Here is a 12,052-nt window from a genome sequence, read left to right on the forward strand (position 1 = left end):
AGCCGGAGCGCAATCTAACTTTCATGGCTCAAGAGCGATTGTCGCCGCTTGCCGAAGCAGCGCGACAATCTCCGGAGCAGATTTGGCTCCAGGGCAGATCTGGAAGGAGACTGGCATGGCTCGAGACCACATGATCCTCAGCGCATTTTTCTTCAACCCGCAGGGCGATCATCGGATGTCGTGGCGCCATCCGCGGGCGCCGGGCCGGGAGGTGCTGGACTTCGAGTTCTACCGTGATCTCGTGCAGGCGGCCGAGCGGGCCAGGATCGACACCATCTTCGTCGCCGACCACGTTTCGATCTGGGATTCGGTCAAGAGCGGTGTCGCCCACTACGCCAATGCCCGCCTTGAGCCATTGACGCTGCTGTCGGCACTGGCCGGCGTGACCAAACACATCGGCCTGATCACCACGGTGTCGAGCTCGTACAGCGAGCCCTACAATGTTGCGCGCATGTTCGCCTCGCTCGACCATATCAGCAAGGGCAGGGCGTCGTGGAACGTCGTCACATCGGCCATGGACGAGGAGGCGCGCAATTTCGGTCGCGACGGCAACATCGAACATGCGTTCCGCTATGAGCGCGCGGCCGAATTCCTCGATATCGTCAAGGAGCTTTGGGACAGCTGGGAAGACGAGGCGCTGCTGATCGACAAGGAGACGGGCTATTTCGCCGATCCCGACAAGGTCCACCCCATCGATCACAAGGGCAAGCACTTCAAGGTGCGCGGGCCGCTCAACGTTTCGCGGCCGCCGCAGGGCCACCCGCTGATCGTCCAGGCAGGCTCGTCCGAGGACGGCAAGAACTTCGCCGCCGCCCAGGCCGACGTGCATTTCGCCATCTACAGCACCAGGGAAGACGGCATCAAATACCGGCAGGACATCAACGAGCGCCTCGCCCGCTATGGCAGGCGGCCGGAGAGCTTCAAGATCCTGCCGGGCATTCTGCCGATTGTCGCCGCTTCCGAGGCGGAAGGTCGCGAAAAGCAGGAATACCTCCAGACCCTGTTGCCCGATCAGGTCGGCATCGACCTTCTGTCCAGCTGGAGCGGCATCGATCTCTCCGTCTATCCGCCAGACGGGCCGCTGCCGCCGCTGCCGGACGAGAGCACCTTCAATGGCGGACGGACATCGCTCAACCGGGTCAAGGAATGGTCGAAGCAGAATCTCAGCCTACGCGACATCGCCCGCAAGCTCGCCAACAGCGGTTCGGTGCCGACCGTCGCCGGCACGCCCAAACAGATCGCCGACCAGTTGCAGGACTGGTTCGTTTCAGGCGCCGCCGACGGCTTCAACCTGATGTTCCCGCTGCTGCCCGAGGACTGGGTGAATTTCGCCGAGCAGGTGGTGCCGGAGCTGCAGCGCCGCGGCGTGTTCCCGACCGAATACGCGCCGGGAACGCTGCGTGACCGCTTCGGTCTGGCGCGGCCGGCAAACCGCTTCGCCGAGCAGCGCGACAACGCACGCGCCGTGTCCTGACCGGGAGAACGATCATGACCGTCGCGCCAAGATTGCAGCCTCGCGAAGCCACCGCGCCGCAGCTCGTCAATGTCCTGCACAGTCCCAAGCGTGTGCGCGTCAAATTCGGCGGCCGCACCATCGCCGACGGCCGCAACGTGCTGGTGCTGCGCTCCAACCATTTCCTGCCGATCTATTTCTTCCCGCCGTCAGCGGTAGATCCGTCGGTGCTGAAGCCCTCGCTGCATCGCGAACCGCATCCAGTCGGTGGCGAGACGGCCTATTGGGATATCGACAGCGGCGACAGGCGGAGTGCCAACGCGGCGTGGGCGTTCATCTCGCCGCCGGACGAAGCGCTGGCGTCCCTGGCCGGGCGGATCGCCTTCACCTGGAAGGCCGTCGACCAATGGTTCGAGGAGGACGAAGAGGTCTTCGTCCATGCGCGAGACCCTTATGCGCGCATTGATGTGCTGCAAAGCACGAGCCATGTGCAGGTCTGGTTCGACGGCGAGCCGATCGCCGACAGTCACCGCCCGGTGCTTTTGTTCGAGACGCATCTGCCGACGCGTTTCTATCTGCCGGCGGAAGACATCCGACTGGAGCGGCTGACGGCGTCCGTTACAACGACGCGATGTCCCTACAAGGGCATCGCCTCCTACTGGTCGGGGCTGCTGAGCGACGGAACGGTGCGCCCGGACATCGCCTGGAGCTACCGGGAACCAATCGCCGAAATGCCGAAGATCAAAGGCCTCATCGCCTTCTATCCGCAGGCCGTTGACCGCATCCATCTCGACGGCGAACCCGTCGCATAGGTTTTCAATTTTCATTTCAAAGCAGGATTTTAACATGACCAAACGCAGGGATATCGACGCACTTCGCAGCCTGTCGGGGGACATCTGGAATGTCGCCGTCGACGAATATCAGGGCGGCTTTCTCAAGCGCCGCGATCTCCTGAAATACGCCGCACTGCTCGGCCTGACAGGCTTTGCCATCTCGCAGGGGTTCGGAGCCGCGCGCGCCGCGGCCGCCGCCGGCGGCACGGTTCGTGTCGGGCTCGGTCAGCCGACCAAGGCGATCGATCCGGTTTCGGTGACCGATCCGGCCAGCATCGGGGTGATCAGCCAGGTCGGCGAATATCTGATCCTCGACGATCCGAAGGACGGTCTCCAGCCGAAACTCGCTTTGTCCTGGGAGGCCGACGAGACAGCCAGCCGCTGGACCTTCAAATTGCGGCAAGGAGTGAAATTCCACGATGGCCGCGCCGTCACCGCCAAGGACGTGGTGGCGAGCTTCGAGCGGCTGGTCGATCCCGCCAGCGGCTCGTCGGCGCTCTCAGCCTACAAGGGCATCCTGTCCAAGGGTGGCGCCAAGCTGGTCGATGACAAAACGGTCGCCTTCGATCTCGACGGTCCGAACAGCAATTTCCCTTTCTATGTCTCTTCCGACGTCTATAACGCCGTCATCCTGCCGGCCGACTATGCCGGCGATTTCGAGAAAAATTTCAACGGCACCGGCCCGTTCAAGCTCGAATCCTTCCGTCCCAAGCAAGGCGCCAGCTTCGTGCGCAATCCGGATTACTGGGGCGAGAAGGCACTTCCCGACCGCATCGAGATCAAGTTCTTCGACGACGAGCAGGCGCAGGTGCTGACGCTGCAGGCCGGCCAGCTCGACGTCATCCCCAGCACGACGCGGTTGGAACTGGCGATCGAGGGCAACCCCAACTTCAAGCTGCTCAGCGTGCAGGCAAGCTCGCATGACCAGGTGCATCTCAGAACCGACCAGGCGCCGTTCACCGACAAGCGCATCCGCCGCGCGCTGGCACTCACCATCGACCGCGAGGCGGTGGTCAAGAGGCTGCTGAAGGGCCGCGCCATCGTCGGCAACGACACCCCGTTCGCGCCGATCTTCCCTTCGGCCGATCCGTCGGTGCCGCAGCGCAAGCACGATATCACGGAAGCCAAGCGGCTGCTTGGCGAGGCTGGCGTGCCGAACGGCTTCGAGGTGACGCTGACCACCGAACGCGCCTATGACATTCCCGACTATGCGGTGATCATCCAGAACTTCGCCAAAAAGATCGGCATCGATGTCAAGCTCAATGTCCTGCCGCAGGACGCCTATTACGGCTCGGCGACCTTCGGCAGCTCGCCTTGGCTGGATTCGGTTCTCGGCATCACCGACTACGGCCATCGCGGCACGCCCGACATCTTCCTCAACGCCACGCTGAAGAGTACGGGAGCCTGGAACGCGGCGCATTTCAACAACCCCGGCTATGATGCGCTGCTGCTCGACTACTCGAAGGCGCGTGACCTCAATGCCCAGCGCCTTGCTGCCGGCAAGATCCAGACGCTTTTGCTTGACGAGACGCCGGCGATCATCAGCTACTTCTCGCAATACAGCCGGATTGTCAGCTCGAAGGTCGAGGGCGTGCGCTTCACCGCAATCTCGCATCTGCTGCTCGATCGCGTTTCCTTCGTCCAGGCATGATCGCGACATGCTGACCGGCCGCATTCTGTCAGCGCGTGTGGGCACTCTTGTCCTCACGCTGTGGCTTGTCAGTGTCCTGGTTTTCTTCGCCGGGCAGGTTTTGCCCGGCGATGTCGGCCGCGTGATGCTCGGGCCGTTTGCCGACGCGCAGGCGGTGGCGGAGCTGAACAAGCGGCTGGGCGCCGACCAGCCAGTTCTCGTCCAGTATTGGCTCTGGTTCAGCAAGGCGGTGTCAGGCGATTTCGGCACCTCGCTTTCGATGCGCGCGCCGGTGGCCCCGTTCGTGCTGGAGAGCCTGAAGCGCTCCGCATCCCTTGCCGGCATTATTTTGGTCTTTCTCATTCCGCTCGGGGTTGGCGGCGGTGTCATCGCCGGTCTCAACGCCGGCCGCCTCATCGACCGGCTGATCGTGATGGCGGGCGTCTCCTTCGGCATCGTGCCGGATTTTGTGTCCGGCCTGATGCTGCTCATCGTTTTCGGCCTGTGGCTGAACTGGTTCCCGATCTCAGGCGTTGCGCCGGATGGCGCGGGCTTCTGGACGCAAGGCTATTATCTGATCCTGCCGGCGCTGCCGCTGGTGCTCAATCTTGCCGGCTACATCGCCCGGATGACGCGGGCCGGCGTGATCGAGGCGATGGCCGCCGACTACACACGCACCGCCGTCCTGAAAGGGCTTGAGCGGCGCGAGATCATCCTTCGGCACGTGCTGCGCAATGCGCTGACCCCGACCATCGCGGTGCTGGCGACGCAGACCGGATACATGCTTGGCGGGCTGGTTGTGATCGAAGCGCTGTTCGGCATCCAGGGACTTGGCAATCTGGTTCTGAACGCGGCCAAGGCGCGAGATTTCCCGATGCTTGAAGCGGGGGTGCTGGTGATGGCGGCAATCTTGTTCTTTCGGCGGCGGCGGGCGACTTCGTGCTGGCCTTGCTCGATCCGCGGCAACGCCGTCGGACCTCGCCATGACGGATCTGACGGAGTTTCCCGCATCACGGCGCGCCGTGGCCGGTTTTCCGGCGGTGCCCAGGATCGGCAGTGCCTTCTCCGGACTGCCCCCATCGGTCGTGATCGGAACGCTGCTGCTACTGTTCTGGGTCGTATGCGCGGTAGCAGGCAATCTTTTCGTTCCGTATGATCCCTATGCCGAGGATTTTCTGGCGATGCTGACGCCGCCCGATGCCTCGCATTGGTTCGGGACCGATCAGCTCGGCCGCGACCTGCTGTCCCGCATTGTCGTCGGATCGCGCGATATCCTGCTGGTTGCGCCGCTGGCGACGCTGGTCGGCGTTGCCGCCGGCAGCATCATCGGCCTGGTGCTCGGCTATTTCGATGGCCTCACCGATGCCATCGGCGCGCGGCTGCTCGATACACTGATGGCGTTTCCATTCATCGTTCTCGTCACCATGACGCTGGTGGCGATCGGGCCGTCGAACCTGACCGTCGTCCTGGTGATCGGCATCGCCTATGCGCCGCTGGTGGCGCGCACCGTCCGCGCCGCCGTGCGCGAGCAGAAGCAGCGCGACTATGTCAGCGCCGCCCGGCTTGGCGGCGAAGGCGCGCTCGCTATCATGTTCCTGGAGATATTGCCCAACATCAGGGAGACGATCCTCATCGAGTTCGTCACTCGGCTGGGCTACGCGTTCTTTTCGATCGCGACGCTGAGTTTTCTGGGCCTCGGCATCCAGCCGCCGTCGGCCGATTGGGGGCTAGCCGTCGCCGACGGCTACGGCTTCCTGTCCGGCGGTAAATGGTGGGTCGTCGTTTTCAATTCCGGCGCGATCGTTTCACTGGTCATGGCAACGAACCTAATTGCCCAAGGCTTAGGCGCGTTTGAAAATGGTGATGAATGAATGCGAAGCCGTATTGATGGCCTGAGCTTCGGTCTACTCGCTATACGGACATTGCTACGTCCATTAGCAGAACGGCATTTTTCTCCGCGAGGCCGAAAAATCGGAACGTAGTTCCTTATCTCTATAGATTTTGTCGAATATCGTCTGCCCCGGTTTGGAAATGACCCGATGCGCATGCAGGGTCCGGGAGATTGACGAGTTGGCAAGGCTATCGGTTCTCGGAATATCCGGCGGCGTAAGCACACCATCGCGCACTACCGCGGTGGTCAACGCGCTGGTCAAGGCAGTCGCCTTGCGCGTCCCGGCAGACACCGGGCTGATCGAAATCACCGAGGCGGCGCCTTCGATTTTCGCCGGGTTGTCTCGTCGTGCGCTCGGCGCGTCTGGCGAAGCGATCATCCAGCGTGTCGAGAAGGCCGACCTGCTCGTGGTCGGGACGCCGCTCTACAGGGCGTCCTACACCGGCGCTCTCAAGCACCTGTTCGACCTCGTCGACTACCGTGCGCTGGCTGGCAAGACCGTGCTTCTCGCGGCGACCGGCGGAAGTCCATACCATGGCCTGGTTCTCGAACATCAGCTCCGGCCATTGTTCGGTTTTTTCGGGGCCGTCACCGTCCCTACCGGCGTCTACGGCGCGCCTGACGATTTCGTCGATGCCAAGATCGTCGGCGCGGCGATTATCGAGCGCATCTCACGGGCCGCTACCGAAGCGGTCTCGTTGCTTAATTCCAGTGATGCAAACACTGCCGTCGCCACGCGCGTCGGTTGAAGCCAATCAAAAGGGGAAACGAACGAAATGACCTCGAATTCCGACGACGTGAAATTCGCCTACTGGGTCCCGAACGTCTCGGGCGGCCTGGTCATCTCCAACATCGAGCAGCGGACCGGCTGGGACATCGACTATAACCGCAAGCTCGCCCAGATCGCCGAGGCCAACGGCTTCGACTACGCGCTGAGCCAAATACGCTTCACGGCCGGCTATGGCGCCGACAACCAGCACGAATCCGTATCGTTCAGCCATGCCTTGCTTGCGGCGACCACAACGCTGAAAGTCATCGCGGCGATCCTGCCCGGCCCATGGAATCCAGCGCTGGCGGCCAAGCAGATAGCCACCATCAACCACCTGACCAATGGCCGTGTCGCCGTCAATGTCGTCAGCGGGTGGTTCCGCGGTGAGTTCGCCGCCATCGGCGAGCTGTGGCTCGACCATGACGAGCGCTATCGCCGTTCGGAGGAATTCATCCGTGCGCTGCGCGGCATCTGGACCGAGGACAATTTCACTCTGAAGGGCGACTTCTATCGCTTTACCAACTACTCGATGAAGCCGAAGCCGATCGATCCGCAGCCGGAGATCTTCCAGGGCGGCTCATCGCGCGCGGCGCGCGACATGGCTGCGCGGGTTTCCGACTGGTATTTCACCAACGGCAACACGCCGGAAGAGATCAAGAAGCAGGTTGACGACATCAAGACCAAGGCGAAGGCCAATGGCCACAAGGTCAAGATCGGCGTCAACGCCTTTGCCATCGCTCGCGAAACCGAGGCAGAAGCGCGCACCGTGCTCGACGAGATCATCGCCAAGGCCAATCCGGAGGCGGTGCAGGGTTTCGCCGATGAGGTCAAGAACGCCGGCAAGGCCTCGCCGGAAGGCGAGGGTAACTGGGCGAAATCCTCTTTCGAGGATCTTGTCCAATACAATGACGGCTTCCGCAGCAATCTCATCGGCACGCCGGAACAGATTGCCGAACGCATCCTCAAGCTGAAGGATGCCGGCGCGGATCTGATCCTGCTCGGTTTCCTGCATTTCCAGGAAGAGGTGGAGTTCTTCGGCAAGCGCGTCATCCCTCTGGTGCGCGAACTGGAAGCGGCGCGCGACAGGGAGCTCGTCGCCGCGGAATAGGACAGGCGCGGCCTTCAGGCCGCCGCCCGCACGCCTTCAAAATCAGGGACGTTTCATGATTGGTGCTTCGCTGGGAGCCGCCGCATACGAGCGCGCGCCCGAAATCTCCGGGATTCTTGCTGGTGCTGGTCCCGTCGAGGACACGCGCCCGGCGCGCCTGTCGCCAAAGGCTGATGCGATCCTGGCGCTGGGCGGGATCAGCATTTCTTTTGGTGGCGTCATGGCATTGCGGGATGTCGACCTCGAGGTCAAAAGCCGCGAGATCCGCGCGGTGATCGGTCCCAATGGCGCCGGCAAATCCTCGCTGATCAACATCATCAGCGGCCTCTATCACGCCGATCAGGGCAAGATCGCGATCGATGGCCAGTCCTTCTCCCGGGTGTCGGCAAGCCGTCTGGCACGGCTCGGCGTCGCGCGCACCTTCCAGAACCTGGCACTGTTCGGTGGGCTTTCAGTGCGCGACAATATCGCGTCGGGCCGCGTCCACACCCGGCGCGCCAGCTTCGTCGAACATATCGCCGGTCTACCGCGCGCCCGGCGCGAAGATGCCGCGATCGCTGAAAAGGTCGACCAGACAATCGCCTTCCTGCATCTCGAGGCCGTCGCCGATCGCCTGGTCGCAACGCTGCCCTACGGCCTGCAGAAGCGGGTCGAACTGGCGCGCGCGCTTGTCGCCGAGCCGAAGATCCTGCTGCTCGACGAGCCGATGGCCGGCATGACGGCGACCGAGAAGGCCGAGATGGCCGGTTTCGTGCGCGCAGCGCGCGACCGGCACGACGTCACCATCATCCTCATCGAACACGACATCGGCGTGGTCATGGGGCTCTCCGACCGCGTCGCCGTGCTCGACTACGGCCGCAAGATCGCCGACGGGACACCGGCCGAGGTCAGGGCCAATCCGGCGGTGATCCGGGCCTATATCGGCACCGCCGAAGGCGAAGATGGCGAGGGCATCTGATGAGCTACTATGATTTCCTCTTCGTCATCGAGGTGCTGGTCGGTGGCTTGCTCTCAGGCGTCATGTATTCGCTCGTCGCCATCGGTTTCGTGCTGATCTACAAGACGTCGGGCGTGCTGAACTTCGCGCAAGGGTCGATGGTGCTGTTCGCCGCACTCACCTTTGTCAGCCTTGTCGAACGCGGCATCCCGTTTGCGCTTTCAATGCTCATTACCCTCGCGGTCATGGTTGCGCTGGGCTTCACCATCGAGCGAACTGTGCTGAGGCCGCTGGTCAATCGCTCGCCGATGACGCTGTTCATGGCCACGCTTGGCCTGTCTTACATCATTGAAGGCGCTGCCCAGTTGGTGTGGGGCACGCAGGTGCACGGGCTCGATCTCGGCATCGACGACACGCCGTTCGAGGTCGGCGGTATCCTGATATCGTCGTTCGATCTTCTTGCTGCAGGCATTGCCGCGGCGATGGTCGCCGGCTTGAGCGCATTCTTCTATTGGACCCGCGTCGGCCTAGCGTTTCGCGCCGTCGCAGACGACCAGTTCGCGGCGCTCGCCGTCGGGCTGCGGCTGCCCCGGATCTGGGGAACGGTGTGGACGGCCGCGGGGTTCGTGGCACTGGTCGCGGGGCTCTTGTGGGGCGCGCGCCTCGGCGTCCAGTTCTCGCTGTCGCTGATCGTGCTGAAGGCGCTGCCGGTGCTGGTGCTTGGCGGCTTCGATTCTATCCTCGGCGCCATCGTCGGCGGTCTCATCATCGGCGCCAGCGAGAAGCTCGCCGAGGTCTACCTCGGACCCTTTGTCGGTGGCGGCATCGAAGGCTGGTTCGCCTATGCGCTGGCGCTGGTCGTCCTGCTGGTGCGCCCCTCCGGCCTGTTTGGCCAGAAGACTGTCGAAAGGGTCTGACCGATGGCCGTGCAAGCGCTCGATGCCGCAAGGCTTCCCATCGACTGGCAGAGGTTAGCTCTGCCCGTCGCCCTGATTGCCGTGGCCTACGGCCTGATCCCCGCCTATGCGTCGAGCTATCTCGTCGAGGCGATCCTGCTGCCGTTCCTTGCGCTCAGCCTGGCGGCGGTCGGCCTCAACCTTTTGACCGGCTATTGCGGCCAGCTTTCGCTGGGCTCCTCCGCCTTCATGGCGGTCGGCGCTTTCGCCGCCTACAATTTCAACCTTCGGGTCGAAGGACTGCCGCTGGCTGCGACCATGATCCTGGCCGGGATTTCAGCCGCCGGCATCGGCGTCGTGTTCGGATTGCCGAGCCTGCGCCTGCGCGGCTTCTATCTCGCCGTCTCAACGCTCGCCGCTCAGTTCTTCGTGCAGTGGGCGCTGACCAAGTTCGGGTGGTTCTCCAACGACAACCCTTCCGGGGTGATCTCGGCGCCGCACCTTGCCGTTGCGGGCTTCTCGCTCGACAGGGCGACGGGCCGCTACCTGCTCTCGGTGACCACGGTCATCGTGCTCACGGCGCTCGTCTGGCGCCTGGTCAACAGCGCGACCGGCCGCAATTTCATCGCCGTGCGCGACAACGAAACCGCCGCGCGGGTGATCGGCGTCCCTGTGCTGAAGACCAAGCTGCTCGCGTTCGCCATCTCGTCCTTCATCATCGGCGTCGCCGGGGTGCTGTGGGCCTTCACCTATCTGCGCACCGTCGAGCCGGCCGGCTTCAATCTCGACCGCTCGTTCCAGATCCTGTTCATCATCATCATCGGCGGGCTGGCCTCGATACGCGGCGCCTTTCTGGGAGCGGCGTTCATCGTCATCTTTCCGCTCATCCTGTCGCGGCTTGGCGCCTTCCTGTTTGGCGGACTGTTCGATTCGGGTGTTCTCGACATGAGCCAGCGCATCGTGCTCGGCGCGCTCATCATCATCTTCCTCATCGCGGAACCGAACGGGCTGTCGGCCCTCTTCGACCGCCTGAAACGACGGATCGGCTCAAGGTCCAGCTGAGCGCCGCTCGACATCCTCTCACGGACCACAACCTCAGGAGACGCAATCCATGACCTTCTTCAGTCACCTCAAGAAAGCGGCGATCGCCACGGCTTTCGTCCTCGGCGCGACGGCGGTCCACGCCGACGAGCAGTATTTTCCCCTGCAGAGCTACCGCGTCGGCCCTTATGCCGCCGGCGGCACCGGCTTCTTCGGCGGCTTCATCGACTATCTCAACCTGATCAACATCCGCGACGGCGGCGTCAACGGCGTCAAACTGACCTGGAGCGAGGGCGAGACGCAGTATGAGGTCGAGAAGGGCGTCGAGGTGTATGAACGATTGAAGAGCAATCCCGGCATCGCCGCCTGGAACCCGCTTTCGGTCGGCATCGCCTATGCCATGATCGACCGCATCACCGATGACAAGGTGCCGCTGATTACCATCAACCACGGCCGCACCGACACCACGGACGGACGCGTGTTCCCTTACGTCTTCCCGCTGCTGCTCAATCCCTACAGCGAGACCTCGGGCATCGTGAACTATATCGCCTCCAAGGAAGGTGGCCTCGACAAGCTCAAGGGCAAGAAGATCGTCGTGCTCTATCACGGCTCGCCCTATGGCAAGGAGACGATTCCGATCTATGAGCTGCTGTCGCAGAAATACGGCTTCGAGCTGTCGCAGATCGAGGTTCCGCATCCAGGCAACGAGCAGCAGGCGCAGTGGCTGACGATCCGTCGCGAGCATCCGGACTATGTGGTGCTGCGCGGCTGGGGCGTGATGAACCCGGTTGCGCTCAAGACCGCGCAGAAGACCGGCTTCCCGGCCGATCACATCGTCGGCAATGTCTGGTCGAATTCGGAAGAGGATGTGATCCCCGCCGGCGATGCCGCCAAGGGCTATACGGCCATCACCACCCAGGCGTCAGGCGAGCAGTATCCGGTGGTCCAGGAGATCGTCAAAACGGTCTACGGCGCCGGCAAAGGCAATCTCGAGGAAAAGAGCCGTATCGGCTCGGTCTACCACAATCTCGGCATCGTCAACGGCATCCTCAATGTCGAGGCGGTCCGCATCGCGCAGGCCAAGTTCGGCAACCGCACGCTCACCGGCGACGAAGTCCGCTGGGGCTTCGAGCATCTCAAGCTCGATCCGGCACGCGTCGAGGCGCTGGGCGCCAAGGACCTGTTCCACTCGATCAACGTCTCCTGGGACAATCACGAAGGTGACGGCTACGTGACCTTCCAGCAGTGGGACGGCAAGAAGTGGAACGTCGTCTCCGACTGGATTGCGCCCGACTGGAAGCTGCTGCGTCCGATCATCGAGAAGTCGTCCGAGGCCTATGCCAGGGAAAAGGGCATCAAGATCCGCACGGCCGAAGACGCCGAAGCAGTGGTCAGCAACTGAAGTCCAACAACTCGCGGCCGGCCCAAGGGCCGGCCGCGATTTACTGGCTTTTTGGGAGTGAGAGATGTGGAATCCGGTTAATAGATTAGTTT

At 62.9% G+C, this 12,052-nt stretch carries 11 protein-coding genes; all 11 read left to right on the forward strand.

Features of this window, described 5'->3' with window-relative positions; translation table 11 throughout:
* The first annotated feature begins 115 nt into the window (after nt 1-115).
* The 11 genes from NKH60_RS04625 to NKH60_RS04675 all read left to right on the forward strand — a co-directional run bounded on the left by NKH60_RS04625 (nt 116) and on the right by NKH60_RS04675 (nt 11,960).
* Nucleotides 116-1,474 (forward strand): LLM class flavin-dependent oxidoreductase, encoded by a 1,359-nt coding sequence (locus NKH60_RS04625; protein WP_352613949.1) that lies wholly within the window; start codon nt 116-118, stop codon nt 1,472-1,474.
* A 14-nt stretch (nt 1,475-1,488) separates the two neighbouring features.
* Complete coding sequence (locus tag NKH60_RS04630; protein ID WP_352613950.1) at nt 1,489-2,265, forward strand: DUF427 domain-containing protein; 777 nt, start codon at nt 1,489-1,491, stop codon at nt 2,263-2,265.
* 34 nt (nt 2,266-2,299) lie between these two features.
* Nucleotides 2,300-3,937 (forward strand): ABC transporter substrate-binding protein, encoded by a 1,638-nt coding sequence (locus NKH60_RS04635; protein ID WP_352613951.1) that lies wholly within the window; start codon nt 2,300-2,302, stop codon nt 3,935-3,937.
* A 7-nt stretch (nt 3,938-3,944) separates the two neighbouring features.
* Nucleotides 3,945-5,072: an ABC transporter permease gene (locus NKH60_RS04640; protein ID WP_352871335.1), complete on the forward strand. Its 1,128-nt coding sequence runs from the start codon at nt 3,945-3,947 to the stop codon at nt 5,070-5,072.
* A gap of 25 nt (nt 5,073-5,097) precedes the next feature.
* On the forward strand, nt 5,098-5,787 hold the full coding sequence (locus tag NKH60_RS04645; protein ID WP_352871337.1) for an ABC transporter permease: 690 nt from the start codon (nt 5,098-5,100) through the stop codon (nt 5,785-5,787).
* Nucleotides 5,788-5,986: 199 nt separating this feature from the next.
* Complete coding sequence (gene msuE, locus NKH60_RS04650) at nt 5,987-6,556, forward strand: FMN reductase (protein WP_352613953.1); 570 nt, start codon at nt 5,987-5,989, stop codon at nt 6,554-6,556.
* Between the two features lie 27 nt (nt 6,557-6,583).
* The gene (gene sfnG / locus NKH60_RS04655; RefSeq protein ID WP_352516268.1) at nt 6,584-7,684 is read left to right on the forward strand and encodes a dimethylsulfone monooxygenase SfnG; all 1,101 of its coding nucleotides are present in this window, start codon (nt 6,584-6,586) and stop codon (nt 7,682-7,684) included.
* A 55-nt stretch (nt 7,685-7,739) separates the two neighbouring features.
* Nucleotides 7,740-8,642: an ABC transporter ATP-binding protein gene (locus tag NKH60_RS04660; RefSeq protein ID WP_352470167.1), complete on the forward strand. Its 903-nt coding sequence runs from the start codon at nt 7,740-7,742 to the stop codon at nt 8,640-8,642.
* Nucleotides 8,642-9,538: a branched-chain amino acid ABC transporter permease gene (locus NKH60_RS04665; RefSeq protein WP_352453924.1), complete on the forward strand. Its 897-nt coding sequence runs from the start codon at nt 8,642-8,644 to the stop codon at nt 9,536-9,538. Before NKH60_RS04660 ends, NKH60_RS04665 begins: the two co-directional genes overlap by 1 nt.
* A gap of 3 nt (nt 9,539-9,541) precedes the next feature.
* On the forward strand, nt 9,542-10,579 hold the full coding sequence (locus NKH60_RS04670; RefSeq protein WP_023722896.1) for a branched-chain amino acid ABC transporter permease: 1,038 nt from the start codon (nt 9,542-9,544) through the stop codon (nt 10,577-10,579).
* A gap of 49 nt (nt 10,580-10,628) precedes the next feature.
* The gene (locus tag NKH60_RS04675; RefSeq protein WP_352613954.1) at nt 10,629-11,960 is read left to right on the forward strand and encodes an ABC transporter substrate-binding protein; all 1,332 of its coding nucleotides are present in this window, start codon (nt 10,629-10,631) and stop codon (nt 11,958-11,960) included.
* The last annotated feature ends 92 nt before the right edge of the window (nt 11,961-12,052 follow it).

This window comes from Mesorhizobium sp. M1006, from assembly GCF_040318825.1.
Lineage (GTDB): Bacteria > Pseudomonadota > Alphaproteobacteria > Rhizobiales > Rhizobiaceae > Mesorhizobium.